We start from the raw sequence: 18910 nt of genomic DNA, 5'->3' as shown, positions 1-18910 counted from the left end.
CATGGACGACACGAAAATTCTCATTCTCCGCAAGCCCATCACCATCAAGGGCGATACGAAGACCTACGACTCGATCACGTTGCGCGAGCCGACGGTCGACGAGCTCGACCGCAGCGCGCAGACGCAGGGCAGCGCCTATGCCTCGAATGCCGCGCTGATCTCGATGGTCGGCGGCATTCCCCTGATCGTCGCGCGCCAGATGACGAAGACGGACTACGAGGAGGCGACGACGTACCTGTCGGGTTTTACCTGGACGCCCCCGCAGTCTGGCGAGACCTCGGGGACCGACGCGCAGACGTCACTTACTTCTGGCGGTGGGGACCCGACGCAGCCGGCTGCATGACGCTGCGGAAGTTCAACTATTGGTATGAGCAAGCCATGCGTCTGAAAAAGGCCTCCTAATGGCGAACGTTTTTTCGATCACGATCACTGCAGTCGACCGGGCAACGGCCGTCGCGCAGAACGTGAACAAGGCCGTCGCCAAGATCACGAAGCCCATATCGGACGTGAAGGCGTCCGTCTCCGCTTTCTCGAAAGAGACGGGGATGGACAAGCTCGGCCGGAGCATCGAGAAGGTCGGGATTTTCGCGACCGAGTCGGCGCGCCGCGTCGCGTCACTCGCGCCTCCGGTCGCAGCGCTCACGGGCGCCGCAACCGTCGCCGGCGTCGTCGCTCTGGCGACGAGCTGGGGCCGCAATGCTGTGCAGATCCGGAACACTGCCTACAGCATCGGCATGGGCACGACGGAGCTGCAGGAGTACCAGGGTGCAGCGCGGCTCGCTGGTGTATCGAGCGAGTCGATGACCAACGGCCTGAAGTCTGTCGGCAGCGCGTTCGAGGACGCCGCGGCGGGCCGCGACACGTTCGTCGCCGGCGTGCTTGCGGACAAGGGCATCGGCATCCACCGCCTGCGTGACGGGTCGATCGATACGGCGAAAGCGCTGAAAGACGTGGCGAACGCCGCCTCGAAGATCTCGAACACGCAGGCTCGCCAGAAGTTCCTCGAGATCTTCGGCGTGAGCGATCTCGCGCCGCTGCTCGGCAAGGGCAGTGCGGCGATCGACGCGTACGTCGGGAAATTCCGCTCGCTCAATGCGGTGATGACGCCTGAGCAGATCGCGCAGGGCGAGCGCTATAACGAGGCCCTCGTCGGCCTCGATGCGAACGTCGACAAGCTGAAGAATTCTGTCGGCGCATCTCTCGCGCCGGCGCTCGCAAAGGTGGCCGACGAGATGGGGCCGATCGCAAACGAGTACGGCCCGAAGATCGCGCGCTGGATCGAGGAGACGGACTGGTCGGCGAAGGCCGATGAGATAAAGGGGTTCGTCGACTCGCTGGGTGGCGTGCAGACGATCGCCGCAGCGATCGCCGCGATCACGTTCGCTGGCCCGATCCTGAGCATCACGACGCTGATCGCGAAAGCAGTACGGCTCGTGGGCCTTCTCACGACCATCGCCGCGACGACAGGACCCGGCGGCGCTACGGTCGTCGCGGCGGCCGGCTATATCGCGGAGAAAGAGCGTGCCAAGGCGCTCGATCGCAGCATCCATCAGCTACCCGGCGAATCAGCTGAGGGCCGCGATCAGCGCGTCGCAGATGCGATCGCCGGCGGCGTGGCTACACCCAACGTCGCGGCGCCTGCCGACGGCGGCCTCGGTGGCCGGATCTTCCGGTCGATCCGCAGCCTGTTCGTGAACAGCGCCGCGGACAGCTCGAAGACTGGCGCGATCGTGCAGCGCTTCGAGGATATGGGTTGGTCGCCGGCGCAGGCCTCCGGCATTGCCGCCAACCTCTACCGCGAGAGCGGATACAACGCGAGTGCCGTCGGCGACAACGGCGCGGCCTATGGCCTCGGGCAGTGGCATAAGGACCGGCAGGACGCCTTTCGCAAGCGTTTCGGGATCGATATCCGAAACTCGACACTCGACCAGCAGCTGCAGTTCGTGGATTACGAGATGCGGCAGGGCTCCGAGAAGCGCGCCGGCGACGCGCTGGCGCAGGCTCAAACTGCGGCGCAAGCCGGCGACGTCGTCTCGCGGCTCTACGAGCGGCCGGCGGACGTCGAAGGCGAAGCCTCGAGCCGAGCTGCAGACGCTGTCGCGGTGAACCAGAGCGTCGCGCAGGGCAGAGATGGCACGGTGCATGTGAAGGTCGAGCTGCCGAACGCGCCGCCGGGCACGCGCGCGACCGTACGCACGACGGGCAACACGACGGCGTCCACGAACGTGGGCGATTCCGCACTCATGGAACCTGCAATATGAGCATCGCATCGCTGACGAATCTGGCCGGCAGCATCGGCGGCGTCGCGTCCGCGACGAGCGAACTCGCATCGCTACTTACCGGCCCGTCGGCGAACTCGTGGTGGGGATCGCTGCGCCAGGCGTCCTACGGCGGCGTGCCGTTCGCGGTCGTCAGCACGAACACACGCTTCGGTACCCGCAACGCGGTGCACGAGTACGCCTTTCGCGACGACGCCTGGGTCGAAGAGCTCGGCAAGCTGCCACGCCGCTTCGAGATCTTCGGCTTTCTGGTCGAAAACAGCCGTGTGTATGGCGGCGGCGCAGTCATCGGCCAACGGGACCGCATGGTGACGGTCTGCGAGAGCGGTGCGCAGACGTTGGTTCACCCGACCTTCGGCCGCATCGAGAACGTCTCGTGCCTCGCCGCGGAGGCTGGCGAGAGCCTCGAGCACGGCCGCGTGATCGTCGTGCGCTTTGCGTTCATGCGCAACGGCGTGAGGTCGGATACCTCGTCGGTGAGCGACACGACGTCGCTCTTGCAGAGCGCTGCGGATGCGCTCGGTTTGGGCGCAGCGCTCGATTTTGTCCAGTCGACGGCCGCAGCAATTCAGGAGGGCGCGGCGATCGTCCAGACGGGCGTCGGCGTCGCCGTGAGCTGGGTTCAGTTGGGCGTGACGGCCGTGAATGACGTCAGGCGCTTCGCGAACTCCGTGAGCACGCTAGCGGGGAATTTCGGGCGCTTCTTCGGCGCCGGCAATTCGGGCTACAGCGGCTCGAACCAGTCGGCGCCGGCCGGGACCACCGCACAGCAGCTGCTCAACGCGGACGCCACTGCTCGAGCTGCACTCACGCAGGCGGGAACCGCGCTCAAGGCGGCGGCTGCGAACCCGTCATCGTCAGACGCGCTCAATTCGGCGGCCCAGTCTTATGCTGCGGCGCTGGCGGCGACGATGTCGGGACCCGCGGACGCGATCCGATCGCTGTCATCGCTCGCGAGCTTCGCGCCGAGCGGCACGTACACGACGTCGACGATCGGAAGCGCGATGTCGACCATGGAGGCTGCGACGTCGGCGCTGCTGCGCCGCGCGGCGATATCTCAGCTCGCGCAGTCCGTGTCCGTCTACCAGCCGTCCTCGTATGACGACGCGACGTCGATGATCGCCACGGTCACGAGCTTGCTCGACAGCGAGATCGAGACGGCGGCCGACGCCAGTGACGACAATTCGTTCGCCGCGCTGCGCACGCTTCGCAACTCCGTCGTCGAAGATCTGCAGGCCCGCGGCGCCGACCTCGCATCGCTGTCGACGATGTCGTTCAATGGATCGCTGCCGGCGCTGGTACTGGCTCATCGGATCTATGGCGATGCCACGCGCGCCGATCAACTCGTGCAGCAGGTCGCGCCAGTTCATCCGCTCTTTATGCCCGCAACGTTTCAGGCACTTTCGAACTGATCGATGGACGATGAACTGTTTTTGAGCGTCGGTGACCAGACGATTACGGGCTGGACCGACATACGCGTGACGCGTGGCATCGAGCGCTGTGTTTCGGATTTCGAGATCGGGCTCACGGAAGAACAGATCGAGCAGGACGTCGTAACCGAGGTCGTCGTGCAGCCGGGCGACGAATGCCTTATCGACCTGGGCGCCGACCTCGTGCTGACCGGCTACATCGACGATTACATCCCTTCGATCGGCCCGGATACGCACACTGTGCGTGTGGCCGGCCGCAGCAAATGTGAGGATCTGGTCGATTGCTCGGCTGTATGGCCGAACGGGCAGATCAGCGGCACCTCGGCGCTCGACGTCGCGACGAAGCTGGCGGCGCACTATGGCATCACGGTCAAGTGCGATGTCAGCGACCTGATCGCGATTCCGCAGTTCAACGTTTTCATCGGCGAGACGCCGTTCGAAATCATCGAGCGCGTGAGCCGGTTTAGCCAGCTGCTGGTCTACGACGAGCCGGACGGGAGTTTGCGGCTCGCGCGTTCGAATTCCGGTGTGCAGGCTGCTGGCGGCTTGGTGCAGGGCCTGAACATTCAGGAGGCATCGGTCGTCTATTCGGCGCGCGACCGGTTCTCGTCTTACACGTGTTTCGCGCAATCGGTTCTGTCGTTCACGGACGCCGGGATCGGGCCGAACATGATCGCTACGGTGAGCGACGTCGGCGTGAAGCGCGTGCGCGAACGTTACATCGTCGCCGAGGCCGTCCAGGGCTTTCAGGATCTCGCGCGCCGGCGTGCAATCTGGGAGATGAACCGCCGCGCCGGGCGCGCGGCGATGGTGATGGTCAAGACCGACAGCTGGCGGGATGCATCAGGCACGCTGTGGACGCCCAACACGCTGGTCTATGTCGATATCCCGAAGCTGAAGATCTCGCAGCAGACGTGGCTCATCGGCGAGGTGACTTACAAGCGCAACGCGGAAGAGGGCACCACGGCCGAGCTGATCATCATGGATCCCGCGGCGTACGCGGCGGAGCCGATCGCGCTGCAGCCGATGTTCGTCGACGCGAGTACTACCGGGGCTGTGCGATGAGTAAAGGGTTCATGGACCGCGCCGCGCGTCGCATTTTGAACATCATCGGGCGCGCACGCGTGAATCTCGTGAAAGATTCCGGCCCCGTGCAGATGGCGCAGTTGACAGTGAACGACCTCGAGACGATCGACAATATCCCGATCGTTCACGACTTTGGCTTCAGCTCGAATCCGCCGGCGGGTAGCGACGTGGCCATGGTCTTCGTCGGTGGCGATCGAAGCAACGGCGTGATCGTCGCATCGAACCACCAGAAGTACCGCGTTCGCAATCTCGCGCCTGGCGAGAGCGTCATCTATACGCAGGACGGCAAGCAGATCTATCTCACAGCCAGCGGCGGCATCAAGGTCGCGGCCAATGGGCAACCGGTTGAGGTGGATAACGCCACGGCCGTGACGATCAACGCGTCGACCTCTGTCGTCATGAACACACCGCTGCTCAAGGTGTCCGGCGACATCATCGACAACTACCAAACGAATTCGCGCTCGATGGCCGGTATGCGCCAAGTGGCGAATGGCCATACGCACAAGGTGGTGAATGTACAAGGCGGCAGTAGCACGATCGAAACCAATCCTCCGGACCAGGACGAATGAGCGACATCAAGATTTATTGGGATGCCGCGAATGGGCGCGGGGACTGGCAGCTGCTTGCCAATGACATCGCGACGGGTGACGACCTGCAGACGGCACTCCTGTTCAGCCTGTTCAGCGATCGCCAAGCCGCGGATGACGACGTCATCCCCGACGGCTCGAACGACCGACGCGGCTGGTGGGGCGACGATGGCGCGGATGATCCGACGGGCCTCACGGGCTCTCGTCTGTGGCTGCTCGCGCGGCGCAAATCGCCCACTGACGAAACGCTTCGCGATGCCTACGACTACATCGTCGAGGCGATTCAATGGCTGATAGATAAAAGCGTCGTCGCGCGCTTTGACGTAGGCGTGCAATGGGCCCGCACGGACATGCTGGCCAGCACGATCGTCGCGTGGCCGCCGGGCGGCGGCGCACCGCAGACCTATAACTGGGCGTGGGGAACAAACTAATGCCGTACTCCAGACCGACTCTTACCGAGCTGCGCACGCAGATCTGGAGCGACATCCAGACGGGTCTCAGTTCGATCCTCGCCTTCCTTCAGAAGGCAGTCCTCAAGATACTCGGCGCTGCGCTCGCCGCGTTGATCTGGGGTGTCTATGGCTATCTCGACTGGATCGCGAAGCAGGCGGTGCCGTGGACCGCCCAGGATGAATATCTCGCTGGCTGGGGCGCACTCAAGAGCACCTACCTGAAGGAAGCATCTGCCGCGGTGCTGAATGTGCTCTTTACTGGTGCAGTCCCAGGCACACCGATCAATGCTGGCGCGGGAATCTCGCGGCAAGACAATACGCTCTACACCGTCCTGTCGTCGACGCAAGTGGCGTCCGACGGGACCGTCACAGTCGAAGTGCAGGCGGCGGTTGCCGGCAGCGCGGCGAATTGTGATAACGGAACGTCGATGACGCTCACGACAGCGATCCCTGGTGTCCCGTCGACGGGCGCTGTCTCGGGAACAGTAACGAATGGCGTCGACGTGGAGCAACAAGAGGCCTATCGCACGCGGGTGATGGACGCGTATCAGAACCCGGCACAGGGGGGCGATCAAAACGACTATGTGCAATGGGCGACCGCTATAGCGGGCGTCACGCGTGCCTGGTGTCAGCCCAATGGATTCGGGCCCGGCACCGTCGTCGTCTATTTCATGATGGACCTCGTCGAATCTGCTCATGCCGGTTTCCCCCAGGGAACGAACGGCGTCTCGCAGCACGATCAAGGCCCGACGGGCACTCCGCGGGGTGTCGTGGCCACTGGTGACCAGCTGACGGTCGCAGACGCAATAGTCACCGAACAGCCGGTGACGGCGCTCGTCTACGCCTGCTCGCCGATCGAAAACCAGATCGGTTTCACAATCTCCGGACTGAGCGCGGTGGGAAGTACCACTCAGGCCGCGGTCAAATCGGCGTTGTCGGACGTTTTCTTTCGGAATGGTCAGCCTAAAGGGACGATCGACTGGTCCGACATCGCGGGCGCGGTGAATTCGGTTCCGGGCACGAGTGGCTATCTGATCACCGCGGTGACGAGCACTGTCGCAGGCGTGACGACCGCTCTCTCCCCGAATGCAAATATCACCATGGGCGCAGGTCAGCTGCCTGTGCTCGGCACCGTCACCTACATCTGATCCATGCTTGCACCCAACTACAGTGCTGCGGATTATCTCCGCGCGTTGCAGGCGCATTTGCCGCGCGGCCGCGTATGGCCGCGCGACAGCGACGCGATGCAGTCTCAAACGCTCGGCACGCTCACGCCTGCGTTTGCGCGCTTGAATGCGCGCGCAAACAATCTGCTCATCGACGCTTTTCCGGGATCGACCTACGAGCTGCTGCCAGAGTGGGAATCGACGCTCGGGCTTCCCGACCCATGCGCAGGCGAAGCCCCGACTACTGAGCAGCGCGTCGCGCAGGTGGTCGGGCGTCTCACCGCGAGCGGAGGCCAGTCAATCTCATACTTCACCGCCGTTGCCAGCGCGATCGGCTACTCGATCACGATTACCCAGTTCGTGCCCGCACAGTTCGGCATGGCCTTTGGCATGCCGTTCGGAGGAGATGCGTGGGCGTATGCGTGGCAGGTGAATGCCCCGACATTCACGATCAACCATCTCACGTTCGGCGGCTCATTCGGGACTCCATTTGCCACATGGGGAAACAACGTTCTTCAGTGCGAGCTCGAGCGCATCGCTCCTGCTCACACCATTCTCAACTTCTCATATTCGGACTGACCGAACATGGATCGAATAATCGCAGCGAATTCTGTGCCGATGGCCCAGGCGGACACCGCGCCGACCACCGGCACGCCGCAAGGCGCGACCGACGGCAACCCCGCGACCAATGTGCCGGCGACGCGCTGGCCGTCATACCAGTACAACGCGATCCAGGAAGAGCTGATCGCAATTCTCACGGCCGCCGGCGTCATACCCGATCGCACGAACAATGCCCAAATTGCTGCGGCGCTCCGGCGCATCGTTCAGACCACGACGGTTCTAACGGATACGGGTACGGCGAACGCATACGCTGCGGTTAATGCGACGCCGCTGGTCGCGGGAACGTGGGGCGACGGCATAGTGCAGGCCGTCAAGATCGCGCACGCGAACACTGGGCCTTCGACATACGCACCTGACGGTTTAGCTGCGATACCAATCTACGGACTCGGCCTTCTTCCATTGCAGGGCGCAGAACTGTTCGTCGGAGGTACGGCGATCTTGATGCACGCGACGATCGCTGGTGTCAACGGCGGCAGTCCCATTTGCGTGCTGATGGAATGCGCTGGAGGCGCACAGCAGGTTCCCCCCGCGACGCAGCCGGCGCACGCGGCGCAGCTGCAGCAAGTGGGCGACGGTCAGTGCCGACTGACGGTCGCGAACTCGACGAGCGCGACGCTGATTCCGTTCAACGGCAACAACCTCGTGATCAACGGAGTACCGCAGCAGATTCCGGCTGCAGGTGTGAGCGTTTCGAATAGCGGCCTCGCTGCGAGCACCGACTACTATGTTTACGCGCAGATGGTCAGTGGATCGATGGTGCTCAACCTCTCGACGACTGGCTATACCCGCCAATCGAACGGCATCTTCACGAAAACTGGGGATGCGACGCAACGCTTCGTTGGTATGGTCGGCACGAACGCCGCTTCGCAATTTCAGGACGATGCAACGACGCGCCTGTGCTGTTCGTTCTTCAACCGCTTTCTGAAAGCCATAAACATTGGCTCATTCAACGGCACATCGACTAGCACGACGCTCGTATCGACCGGTAAAACGTTCATCGGCATGTACCTTGCGGGAGACGCGATCAATGCACGCCTTACAGGTTATGGATCGGTTAATGTGTCGGGCGGCCAAGGTAGCATGACGCTGCAGGCGGATTCCGCAACAAACTCTGGAACGTTATCCTGGGTGTTTTCGCCGTCCGCAAACTCAAACGCGTCAATTGCTTCGGAGATTGCCGCGAACGCGACGGATGGACGTCATACCGCTACCGCATATGTCGCGTGCAACTCAGGTAATACGATTACCTATCAATGCGACATCATGGGTCAAATTCTTCAGTGAGGATTTAATGTCGACAAAAGCCATTGGTCCATCATTTATCGATGAACTTGCCGAAGCGGGCTTGAGCGGCTTGCCATTTTCATGGTCGCCGGACGGATCAATTTATTTTGGTCCGTCCATGACTGCCGCACAGATCGCGTCTGTCGAGGCAGTTTATGCGGCGCATGATCCGACAAAGCCGTCTTGGTTGGCATACCAGCAAACGACACAGGCCGCGCTAACGGAGAGCGACAAAACCGTATTGCGATGCTATGAAAACGCGGTTGCGCTGCCTGCGGCGTGGATCACGTATCGAAAGGCGCTTCGCGCTATCGTTAGTGCTCCGACCGGCGATGCAACGCAACCGATGCCAACTCGCCCCGCGTATCCTGCCGGTACTTGATTGGTGCAGCGGCAGTTTGCCGTCTCGACCATACGATTGCTTTCCAGACGAGCGCGATGATGCACACAACTTGGACCGCAGTCATCGCGCCGTCCGTGTGACCCATTCCAGTACCGTGATACGAAAGCCTTCCAGCGGCGACGATCCACACCCAGACGAATGCAGCGGTGCTTGCAGTCAACATCGCACGCGAGAGCATTGGAGAATCCGCAACAAGCAATGGGCCCAAGGCGACCCAAAGCAGCAGTAATGAATATGGTGCTGTGTGCAACCATGCGATCGCCCAATAGGAGCCGCCGAACTCGATGAGGACGTATGCAAGCGTCGAGGAGACTATCACTTTAAGCAGGGGGGAGAACCACTCTTCATGCCTGCGCCTGAACAGCAGCAAGAGTCCTGCAATTCCAAACAGTGCCGAGATGCCCACGGAAGTTGACTGGTGACGGCGAATTTCTCCCGCAGTGTTGTCCCTCCATCCTGGTTGAATGGTATCGGGCAACGGGAAGACGCCGACAATCATCCGGAGGTTGTTCAGCTTGTTCGTCCAGAGTTCGCGCGCGCTCAGCGCTCGATACGAGCCAACGATCGCTTCAAGCGGCTTCTCTGGCGAGATTTCGTGAAGGTTGGCGAGATGCCATTTCACGAGTCGATCGCCTGGAGGATCAAAATATTTCTGATAGGCCATCCATGGCGCGTAAAGCACCACACTCGATACTGCACAAATGACGATGAGCCGGGCGTTCCAATGTCGGCGGTTCGTCACGAAAAGCGGGATCAGGCCGAACACTCCGAAGATAATGGCGCCATGCGATAGCATCCCCAGGGCGACACAGGCCCCGATAATGATCGCGCGCAGTTTTGTCACTGGTCCACGAGTCGCCAACATTGCGCCGGCGCATAACACGAACGCGCCGGCAAGCATTTTTGGCCATACGTATACAGTGTTCATGTAAACCGGGCCGGAGAGTATCACCAGCACCGAGACGAAGCTTGCGACATTCTCGCGGACGCGTATTGCGCGCAGGAATGCCCAGAGACCAAAAACCCAAAGGACGTTCGCGGCGATGCCGAGGGTCAGTGCCAGAGCGTCCCTTTGCGTGTCAGCGACAAACGGATAGGCAGAGAGCATCATGCCCGTCAAAAGCGGCGGTCGGTCACTGGCTTGCCAGTCGCCCATTCCCGGCAAAGTAGGCGTCAGATATTGCCTACCCTTCAAGATGGCATCTGTGAAGAACTGCGGAATGACATTGTCCGGACCATCCCAATAGCGGTACGCAACACGCGCATTCGCATGAATCATGCCGCCGTGGTCCGCCGCGATCGCGATGTAGAGCACTGCGGCAACGATGGCGAGGAACGCCGGGCGTTTCAGGTCTCTGACCGGAACCGGGTAGCTCGCGATTACGGCAATGCTGCCGGTGGCGATGAGGACTTCGATCGCCAGCCCGACTGGTCGACCGATGAACCAGCCGATGAAAAGCATGGCACCCGCGAGGCCACATCCCATCACGAAAGCGCAGATCGTATCGACCGCGCTTTCGAATCTAAGTATGGCCGACAGCGCAAAGCCCGGAAGCCAGAGGATGAAGCAGCTCGCGAGCGTGAGGCCCGCGGCAAAAAGAGGAGGAACATCGCCTTTCAGGGGTGCCTGCAATAGCGCGACCAATATGGCTGGTAATAGCGCTGCCCCCAAGGAGATGCGCTTCAGTGTGTTGAGCATGGCGCGAAGCCTCGTTTTGGCATTCCGGAACGAGGTGGCAGTGTAACTGAACAGCGCTCCGGGCCGCTCGACTCAGAGGAATCAGAACACATATCCCCGATAAGTCGCCATCAGCACGTGGGTCGATTTCCATATCGGATTGTAAGGATTCGAGTCGGTAACATCCCCATCCCCGTGATTGCGAAAGCATGCGTATGTGATACGCATATTAAGGCCGCCCTTGAAGCGGCTTTTTTCATTTCAAAAAATATTTCGAGAGCGTAAGAAGCCTATGCCCACATCCGGCGACGACATGAGCCTCGTAAAGCTCCTTTCTGGCATCTCGGCTTCTCTTGCCGTGCTGGCCGGCACGATGTCAGCCGGTTGGCTGCGCGCGCGGCGGGAGATCTCCGGAGTGCGGAAGACGGAGTCGAGCGACAAGCTCGATATGCGTCGCGACGAGATCGAGGCGTCGACGCTCGAGAGCCTCGCCCGGGCGTCGAAGGAGTGGGAGGCGCAGTACCACAAGGCGATATCCCGAGAGACGCGCTATCGGCGGCTGCTGTCGGTTTCCGAGGCGCGGTACCGCAAGATGGTCCAGCAGGCGGCAGAGGACCGGCTGCAGGACAGGCTGAAAATCGAGGCGCTGATGCTAAGCCTTGCGGAGAAGGACCGCCGGATCGTTGAACTGCAGGCACAGCTTGGAGGCCGTCGGCCGACGGACACGCTATGACGAAAGGGCAACGACTGAAGGCGTTTTGGCACCGCATCGACATTTTCGTGCTGTTTGCGATGGTGGTGCTGTTGGCCATGGCCGCCGGCGCCAGCGTCATGAACTGGGTCAACCAGCGCGAGCGCATGCAGCTCGTCGACCGTATGCCGCTGGTGCGCAGCGAAGAGCGCGAGGCATGCGTGCGTGAGTTCAAAGGCCGCATCGATGACCTCACGAAAATGAATCAGCACGACGCGGCCGCGCTCGACGATCTGCGCAACCAGATGGCGGACACGCGCGAGCTCGCGGCCTACACGCTGCGCTTCCTCGGCGATCGCGCGCGGATCAGCGATGCGACGACCGCGGCCATGCTGAAGCAGGCACGGCAGGCAGCTGCGGCCGCCACTGCCGCGCAGCAGACGAGCGCGCAGGTCGAAAAGAAGGTGAGCGCGACCGCGACGAAGGTCGATGAAGCCGCGAGCACCGCGCAAGCAGTGAGCCGAAAGCTGGACACGGCCGTGCGGCCGGCGCTGCCCGCGAAGCCCTGGATAGGCAACAACCACTGAGCTTCTGGCGCTCCTCGAGCGCCGTTCCCATTTCCCACTGACACCTCGCGCGCGCCGGAGCCCCGGCGCGGCGTGCGCCTGCGCGTCGATTCTTCGCAGAGGCAACATGACACCCGACGACTTTATTGCGGCGATCGCGCCGCCGGCACAACAGCTCGCCGCCTCGAGCAACATCCCGGCGAGTTTCACCGTCGCGCAGGCGGCACTCGAATCGGGGTGGGCGACGTCGCAGCTCGCGACGAAGTACTTCAACCTCTTCGGCGTGAAGGCAGATCCGAGCTGGACTGGCCAGACCGTCACGCTGCCGACGACGGAATATGAGGATGGCAAGCCGGTCACCGTGCAGGCGAGCTGGCGCGTCTACGACAGCTGGCTCGCGAGCCTGCAGGACCGCGCGCAGTTCCTGATCGACAACCCTCGCTATGCACCGGCATTCGCGTATTCGACGGGGGCGCTCTTCGCGCGCGCTGTCGCCGCGGCCGGCTATGCGACGGATCCGCACTACGCCGCGAAGATCATCTCGATCATCAATGCGCACGCGCTCAATCAGCTCGACGCATAACCTTTCCAACTGCCGCTGACGCGGCTTTTTTTTCGCCCAGAGGAAACCATGAATGCATGGATCAAGCTGCTCGCCGCCACACTGTTGTTTGCCCTATGGGGCGCGCTGGTATTCACACATCAGGCTGACCCGAAAGAGCTCGTCATGGGGATCGTCGCCGCTCTCACAGGGCTCGGTGTCTTCCATGCTGCAACGAGCGGCGGCGCGGCGGCGAGCGAGCCGGGCGCCGGCGGCGCTCAGCTCGCCGAGCCTGCTGCGCCTGCAGAGCCTGCACTGCCGATCGCCGCGGCTCCTGCGCCGGCGCCTGTCGTTGTAGCGCAACCCGCACCCGTACCAACCGCCGCCGCTCCGGCAGCGGTGCAGTAATCCGTCGTTCTCTTCAGCAGGTTCTCGCGGCGATCGCCGCACTCAACTCCCGAAGGTTCTCACCATGAAGATGTCGCGTATTGCGGCAGGGTTCGCCCTGCTCGCCGCTGTTGCGCTCGTCGGCTGTAAATCGCTGCCGACCGTGCAGGAACAGTTTCAGACCGGCTGCACGATCGTGAATGGCGATCTGCAGATCATCGGCCAGTCGCCGATGCTCACGGCCGCCCAGCAGGACACGATCAATACGACGGTGCTTCCTGCCAACCAGGCGCTATGCAAGGCTGGGGCGCAGCTGAACGTCGCCGACCTGAAGAATTTTCACGATTCGTTGCTGCCGGCGGCCATCACGATCGTGAAGGCGCTTCCCATGCTGCCCAACCAGCCTGCGATCCTCCTGGGGCTCCAGACGTTCGGGCCGATGGTGCAGGCGATGATCGATCAGCTCATCACCGCGACAACGGCGCCGGCCGCAGCTGCATCGGCACCAGCGCCCGCATCGACACCGTTGGTGGGAACGCCCCTGCAATGAAGCCAATCCGCCTCGCATTGAGCGGCTCGGGCTTCAAGGTGCCGGCGCATGTCGGCGCCCTGCAGGCGATCGCGGACGCCGGCTTCGAGCCGGTCGAGCTGGCGGGCACATCGGGCGGCAGCATCGTTGCGGCAATGGCGGCGTGCCGCATGAAGCTGTCGGACATGAAGACGCTCGCCCTGACGTTCGACTGGTCGGGGATGCTGTCCTTCAGCCCGCTCGCTGCGCTGCGCCTGCGCGGGTTTTGCGACGGGCGGCGTTTGCTCGACTGGCTGACCGAGCAAACCAATGGCCTCACGTTCGGTCAGCTGTCGACGGATCTCACGGTGGTGGCTTCGGACGTTGCGAGCGAGGCACCGTTCGAGTTCTCGCGCGTGACGACGCCGAGCGTCGCGGTCGCGCAGGCGGTGCGCGCATCAACGTCGATTCCCTTCGCGTTCGAGCCGGTGCGTCTGGGGGTGTCGCTGCTCGCCGACGGCGGGATGGTGAACAACATTCCCGTCGATCGCCTGAAGGTCGACGACGTGCCGCGGCTCGGCGTGCAGCTCGTGAGTCAGGATCTGCCGATGCAACCCGATACGCCGCTGTCGCCTTTCGGGTTCTCCGAGCGGCTGATCGACCTGATGCTCTCGGCATGCGAGTCGACGCACGTGTCGGCCGCGCAGGCGGCCGGCGCGCACATGGCGTTCGTCGAGACCGGCTATGCGTCGACGCTCGATCGCACGATGCCGCTCGAGCTGCGGCAGCGGCTGTTCAATGACGGCTACAACGCAGCGAAGGCCGCGCTCGCTCTCATCGCTGCGCCGGCAGGTACTACCCTCCAATAGACGTCTACACGTCAGCGGCCGTCCTTCTTCGACGGCCGCGCCAATATCCTTTCGACGACTGCATCCTGCCGCGGCGTCGGTTTGTCGGTCAGGCAGGGTTCTGCGTCAAGCTCCCGAACGAAGCATTCCCATACCGATGAGGGCACGGCGCCATGTCCGCGGGCCCCAATGAAGTTACGAATCTGATTGGCGCGCGAGATCGTCGAGCGTAGCCGGTGGATCTCCCACAGCAACTCGAGTACGACAGGGTCAGGATTTTCGTCCCAGATCTGGGAGAGCCGGGCGGCGGTGAGTGGAGGGCGGTGCGGCATGATGCTTCTCAAAATACTGTACGTTTATACAGTATCACACCGCCCGCGCAACGAGGTAGGAGCTATGCGGCGCGCCGTGGCTTGAACTGCACGACGTTCGAAGTGCGATCCTCGTGCGGCGTGGTTCCGTCGCAACAGTCGCCGATGAACTTCGCCCAGGCCTCCATCGCGCGCCGGCGCTCCGGGATCTCCTCGCGCACGTCGTAGACACCTTCGATACCCTTCAGTTTGTGGTTCAGCGCGATCTCGCTTATCTCGCTCGAGAAGCCGAGATTGCGGAGGTGCCCTTTTGCGGTCGATCGCGTGTCGTGCGGCGTGAAGCGGCGGATCTCGAGGCCCTTGCTCACGAACGCCTCGGTGATCGCATCGCGCAGGATGTGCATGTTCACGTGGCCTTCCTTGTTGCTCCAGCGCGTAGGGCAGAGCCACGGCGAATCGCCGGACAGCGCGATGAGCTCGCGGAACCAGCCGACGACGAGCGGGGGCAGGGGAACGAGGAAACCCTCTCTCGTCTTGACCGTCTCGCCACGCACACGCCAGCAGCCACGCTCGAGGTCGATGAGGGACTTCTCGGCCTTCACGAGCTCGCGCGTGCGCACGCACGTCGCGAGCAGGATGCGGAACATGAGGCCATTGCGCCGGCCGAGCAGCTTGTCGACGCCCGGCAGAAGGACGCGCATCTCCTCCTCCGTGAGCATCAGGCGCTTGCGTCGCTTCGGCTCCTGCCCGAGGATCGCTTCCAGGTCGATTCCGGATGCCGGGTTCGCATCGATGATTCTTTTGCCGGTCGCATGGGAAAAAACTCGACTCGTAAGCCCGAGCAGCGTTTTGCAGACCGAAAAGGGATGGCCGCTGGTTTCGATCATATAGACGATGTCAGACGGCCTCGCGGCGCGCACCTCGATTGGCCCGAGTTTCGGCCGGATGGTCGCATCGAGCAGCCACGTGTACATATTTCGGGTGTTCTCGGCGAGGTCCGGTAAACGCTTCTCGACGAACGTGTCGCACAGCTTGTCGATCGTTATCGCCTCGCGCACCCGGGCTTTTGCGACGCGCTTGTCAGCCGCCGGATCCTCGCCGGCTTCGATCTTGACACGGTACGCGCGCGCCTTCTTCCGAGCTTCAGAAAGGGTGAGGTCGGGATAGGCGCCGAGCGTGAGCTCGCGCCGGCGCGATCCACGGCTGTAGCGGAGCACCCAGGCAGCGCTGCCGAAATCGGAAAGCGTAAAGGTAAGGCCGTCGCCGTCGCTCTTTGCAACGGGTTCGCCCAGGGCGACCCAGCGGCGCAGCTGGAGGTCGTCGAGCGCGTGGTGGAGGCGTGGCATTGTTGTTTGCTCGAGGGTTTGTCGAGCGGATTATTTGCGAGTTCCAGCTACCAGTCTAGCTACCAACGAACCGTGTGACGTGATGGGACATCATTACATACCTTGCAATGCTGATATCCTTGCGAATCAATCGCTTATGCACAGTCGTGTGACACTATGATGCACAATGCGACACATTCTCATATACTGCGCGGTTATGACCGAAAAAGACAAACCTGTAAAAATGGCTCCGAAAGCGGTGCCGCCGCCGCGCACGTGGGACGCTCGCGCGGCGCGCTGGCTTGTCACTCCGCTTGTACCCACGCGCGTTACCCCGAATCATCTGACCACGCTGCGACTCCTGATTGGCGTTGCCGGCGGGTTTTTTCTGGCGCGCGGAGACTTTCTGCACGTCAATATTGGCGCGTTTCTGATCGTGTTGTCGAATTTTGTTGATCATACCGACGGCGAACTGGCGCGTATCAGCGGCAAAACCAGCCGCATCGGGCATTTCTACGATCTCGCGGCGGACGCGCTCGTCACCGTCCTGCTGTTCCTCGGCATGGGCTACGGCCTCGGCGTCGTGGCCGCCCATTCCGGCACCGAATGGCGTGTGCCGCCGGCCGTGCTCGGCGGCATCGCGGGCGTCGCGGTCGCCGTGATCTTTTTCCTGCGCATGCGCATCGAGGAAATGGCCGGCAAGGCGGGCACCCAGCAGGCGTTCGCCGGCGGCTTCGAGACCGAGGACGTGCTGTATCTGCTACCCCTTGTCACGCTGACGGGCGTCGTGTCGCCATTCATTATCGCGGCTTCGATCGGGGCGCCGTTATTTGCCATCTGGGTGGTGCTCGACTATGTGCGCGTGACGCGCCGCCTGCGCCCCGCCAAGGAAACCCCCCAGGTGTGGAGCAGCCGATGAGCTTGCAAGCAGAACAAGAACCGGTCGTAGCGCCCCCGCGCCAGCCCGCGCCAGCCCGCGCGGCGGCCGGCGAGCCGGACGGCGCAATCGGCCGCGCGCTGCAACCGCTGAACACCGCGCGCCTGCGCGACGACTACCAGAGCCAGGGCTCGTTCCTGTACCTCTCCGATTTTCTGCCCGCCGACGCCACGCAACAGTTGATCGACGCGGCCGACGCGCTGCTTCCCGAAGTCAACCGCAACTATCTGCCGGGCCACAAGGCGGGCGGCAGCGTGAGCCGTCACACCATCGACCGCCTCGCGCCGTACATCGCCGAGCTTTACCGCTCGCCGCAGCTCATCGCGTGGCTCGAAAAGATCACGGGCGACCGCCTGCAGCTTTCGCCCGAAGACGACCCGCACGCTTACGCGCTCTATTACTACACACGCGCCGGCGATCACATCGGCTGGCATTACGACACGTCCTATTACGACGGCCGCCGCTATACGGTGCTGCTCGGCGTGATCGACGAGTCGTCGTGCAAGCTCGACTACGAGCTGCACACGAAAGACCCGAACAAGGCGGATGAACCGGGCTCGGTGCAGTACCCGCCGGGCGCGCTCATCGTGTTCGACGGCGACAAGCTTCGCCATCGCGTCACGCCGAGTCTCGAGGGCGAAGTGCGCGTGTCGCTCACGCTCGAATACGTGACGAACCCGAACATGCGCCCGTGGCGGCGTTTCATTTCGAACATGAAGGACGCCATCGCGTACTTCGGTTTCCGCCAGGTGTTCCGCAAGGCATTGGGAGGCAAGGTGTGAGCCGTGCTGCCATCCTGCTGCTGTCGATCGGCACGGCACTCTTCATCGCGCTGCTCGCCTGGCAGGGGCTCGGCTCGGTCACGGGTGCGCTCGCGGCCGCCGGCTGGGGCCTCGTCCTCGTCGCGGCGTTCCACGTCGTGCCGCTCGCACTCGACGCGGGTGCGATCGCCGTGCTCTTCGGCAAGGACGAGCGCGTCGACCAGCGCGATGCACTGCTCGCGCGGTGGACCGGCGAATCGGTCAACAGCCTGTTGCCTGCGGGCCAGATCGGCGGCCCCGTAGCGATGGTGCGCCAGCTCGGGCAACGCGGCATGCAAATGCGCAACGCGGCAGCGGCCATCACCGTGAGCACGACGCTGCAAGCCGTCGCGCAGATTGTCTTCGCCGTATTCGGCATCGTGCTTTTTTCGGCCTACGCCGCGAATGGCGCGCCGCGCGACCTCGGCGTCGCCGCGCTGATCGCGACCGCCATGCTCGGCGGCCTGATCGCGCTGTTCTATGTCGCGCAGCGCCGCGGTCTGTTCGGCCGCCTGCTGCGTCTCGCCTCGAAAGTGTTCGGCAAGCGCGACTGGTCGGCGCTTGCCACGCGCGCCGACGCCATTGACGAAGCCGTGAAGTCGCTTTACGCCCGGCGCGGCCGTGTGGCGGCCAGCTTCGCGCTGAGCCTCGCGGGCTGGCTCGTGGGCACGGTGGAAGTGTGGCTCGCGCTGCGCTTTCTCGGCCATCCCGTAGGCTGGATCGATGCGCTGCTGCTCGAGAGCATCGGCCAGGCGATTCGCGGTGCGGCCTTCGCCATTCCCGGTTCGCTGGGCGTGCAAGAGGGCGGTTACCTGCTGCTCGCGCCGCTCGTCGGCCTGCCGCCCGAGGCGGCGCTCGCGCTCTCGCTCGCCAAGCGCGCGAGAGAAATCCTGCTCGGCTTGCCGGGCCTTCTGTATCTGCATTTCAGCGAACGTAGCTGGCAACGCCGGCGCGCCTTGCGCGTCCCCGCTGTCGAAGTCGCCGATTGACCTTTTTTCTCCCAAGGAACG

Annotated in this window: 21 protein-coding genes; 18 read left to right on the top strand and 3 right to left on the bottom strand. The window is 63.1% G+C overall.

What is annotated here, in order from left to right:
- Nucleotide 1 precedes the first annotated feature (1 nt).
- Genes AB4Y42_RS34425 through AB4Y42_RS34385 form a run of 9 tightly spaced genes read left to right on the top strand, consistent with a single transcriptional unit; the run spans nt 2 to nt 8905 of the window.
- Nucleotides 2-343, top strand: a complete 342-nt coding sequence (locus AB4Y42_RS34425) for a phage tail assembly protein (RefSeq protein WP_368696648.1) — start codon at nt 2-4, stop codon at nt 341-343.
- 58 nt (nt 344-401) lie between these two features.
- Entirely contained in the window at nt 402-2261 is a 1860-nt protein-coding gene (locus AB4Y42_RS34420; RefSeq protein WP_368696647.1) for a phage tail tip lysozyme, read from the top strand.
- The gene (locus AB4Y42_RS34415) at nt 2258-3691 is read left to right on the top strand and encodes a DNA circularization protein (protein ID WP_368696646.1); all 1434 of its coding nucleotides are present in this window, start codon (nt 2258-2260) and stop codon (nt 3689-3691) included. Before AB4Y42_RS34420 ends, AB4Y42_RS34415 begins: the two co-directional genes overlap by 4 nt.
- 3 nt (nt 3692-3694) lie before the next feature.
- Nucleotides 3695-4774 (top strand): phage baseplate assembly protein, encoded by a 1080-nt coding sequence (locus tag AB4Y42_RS34410; RefSeq protein WP_368696645.1) that lies wholly within the window; start codon nt 3695-3697, stop codon nt 4772-4774.
- On the top strand, nt 4771-5364 hold the full coding sequence (locus AB4Y42_RS34405; protein ID WP_368696644.1) for a phage baseplate assembly protein V: 594 nt from the start codon (nt 4771-4773) through the stop codon (nt 5362-5364). The genes AB4Y42_RS34410 and AB4Y42_RS34405 overlap by 4 nt, the downstream gene beginning before the upstream one ends.
- Nucleotides 5361-5813, top strand: coding sequence for a phage GP46 family protein (locus tag AB4Y42_RS34400; protein WP_368696643.1), 453 nt, complete (start codon nt 5361-5363; stop codon nt 5811-5813). The genes AB4Y42_RS34405 and AB4Y42_RS34400 overlap by 4 nt, the downstream gene beginning before the upstream one ends.
- A complete protein-coding gene (locus AB4Y42_RS34395) occupies nt 5813-6982 on the top strand; it encodes a baseplate J/gp47 family protein (RefSeq protein WP_368696642.1) in 1170 nt (389 codons plus the stop codon). Before AB4Y42_RS34400 ends, AB4Y42_RS34395 begins: the two co-directional genes overlap by 1 nt.
- 3 nt (nt 6983-6985) lie before the next feature.
- A complete protein-coding gene (locus AB4Y42_RS34390) occupies nt 6986-7579 on the top strand; it encodes a YmfQ family protein (protein WP_368696641.1) in 594 nt (197 codons plus the stop codon).
- A gap of 6 nt (nt 7580-7585) precedes the next feature.
- The gene (locus AB4Y42_RS34385; protein ID WP_368696640.1) at nt 7586-8905 is read left to right on the top strand and encodes a hypothetical protein; all 1320 of its coding nucleotides are present in this window, start codon (nt 7586-7588) and stop codon (nt 8903-8905) included.
- A gap of 314 nt (nt 8906-9219) precedes the next feature.
- Here AB4Y42_RS34385 and AB4Y42_RS34380 read toward each other — a convergent pair whose 3' ends face one another.
- Nucleotides 9220-11007, bottom strand: coding sequence for a hypothetical protein (locus AB4Y42_RS34380; protein ID WP_368696639.1), 1788 nt, complete (start codon nt 11005-11007; stop codon nt 9220-9222).
- Between the two features lie 292 nt (nt 11008-11299).
- Here AB4Y42_RS34380 and AB4Y42_RS34375 point away from each other — a divergent pair, with 292 nt between their 5' ends.
- From AB4Y42_RS34375 to AB4Y42_RS34350, 6 genes are all read left to right on the top strand, one after another.
- A complete protein-coding gene (locus AB4Y42_RS34375; RefSeq protein ID WP_368696638.1) occupies nt 11300-11719 on the top strand; it encodes a hypothetical protein in 420 nt (139 codons plus the stop codon).
- Complete coding sequence (locus AB4Y42_RS34370; protein ID WP_368696637.1) at nt 11716-12264, top strand: hypothetical protein; 549 nt, start codon at nt 11716-11718, stop codon at nt 12262-12264. The genes AB4Y42_RS34375 and AB4Y42_RS34370 overlap by 4 nt, the downstream gene beginning before the upstream one ends.
- Nucleotides 12265-12370: 106 nt before the next feature.
- Complete coding sequence (locus AB4Y42_RS34365; RefSeq protein WP_368696636.1) at nt 12371-12826, top strand: glycoside hydrolase family 73 protein; 456 nt, start codon at nt 12371-12373, stop codon at nt 12824-12826.
- Between the two features lie 48 nt (nt 12827-12874).
- A complete protein-coding gene (locus AB4Y42_RS34360) occupies nt 12875-13192 on the top strand; it encodes a hypothetical protein (protein WP_368696635.1) in 318 nt (105 codons plus the stop codon).
- 64 nt (nt 13193-13256) lie between these two features.
- Complete coding sequence (locus AB4Y42_RS34355; RefSeq protein WP_368696634.1) at nt 13257-13721, top strand: hypothetical protein; 465 nt, start codon at nt 13257-13259, stop codon at nt 13719-13721.
- Nucleotides 13718-14548 (top strand): patatin-like phospholipase family protein, encoded by an 831-nt coding sequence (locus AB4Y42_RS34350; protein ID WP_368696633.1) that lies wholly within the window; start codon nt 13718-13720, stop codon nt 14546-14548. Before AB4Y42_RS34355 ends, AB4Y42_RS34350 begins: the two co-directional genes overlap by 4 nt.
- 11 nt (nt 14549-14559) lie before the next feature.
- Here AB4Y42_RS34350 and AB4Y42_RS34345 read toward each other — a convergent pair whose 3' ends face one another.
- Nucleotides 14560-14859: a hypothetical protein gene (locus AB4Y42_RS34345; RefSeq protein ID WP_368696632.1), complete on the bottom strand. Its 300-nt coding sequence runs from the start codon at nt 14857-14859 to the stop codon at nt 14560-14562.
- A gap of 62 nt (nt 14860-14921) precedes the next feature.
- Nucleotides 14922-16184: a tyrosine-type recombinase/integrase gene (locus AB4Y42_RS34340; protein WP_368696631.1), complete on the bottom strand. Its 1263-nt coding sequence runs from the start codon at nt 16182-16184 to the stop codon at nt 14922-14924.
- Nucleotides 16185-16380: 196 nt separating this feature from the next.
- Between AB4Y42_RS34340 and AB4Y42_RS34335 the strand changes: the two genes are divergently transcribed.
- The 3 genes from AB4Y42_RS34335 to AB4Y42_RS34325 are packed head-to-tail and all read left to right on the top strand — an operon-like array spanning nt 16381 to nt 18889.
- Entirely contained in the window at nt 16381-17082 is a 702-nt protein-coding gene (locus tag AB4Y42_RS34335) for a CDP-alcohol phosphatidyltransferase family protein (RefSeq protein WP_368696630.1), read from the top strand.
- Nucleotides 17079-17882, top strand: coding sequence for a 2OG-Fe(II) oxygenase (locus AB4Y42_RS34330; protein WP_368691243.1), 804 nt, complete (start codon nt 17079-17081; stop codon nt 17880-17882). Before AB4Y42_RS34335 ends, AB4Y42_RS34330 begins: the two co-directional genes overlap by 4 nt.
- On the top strand, nt 17879-18889 hold the full coding sequence (locus AB4Y42_RS34325; RefSeq protein WP_368696629.1) for a flippase-like domain-containing protein: 1011 nt from the start codon (nt 17879-17881) through the stop codon (nt 18887-18889). Before AB4Y42_RS34330 ends, AB4Y42_RS34325 begins: the two co-directional genes overlap by 4 nt.
- Nucleotides 18890-18910 lie beyond the last annotated feature (21 nt).

The sequence above is a fragment of the Paraburkholderia sp. EG286B genome, from assembly GCF_040965655.1.
Classification (GTDB): Bacteria; Pseudomonadota; Gammaproteobacteria; order Burkholderiales; family Burkholderiaceae; genus Paraburkholderia.
Note: the sequence above shows the minus strand (reverse complement) of the source record. Positions and strands in the feature narration are given on the sequence as shown.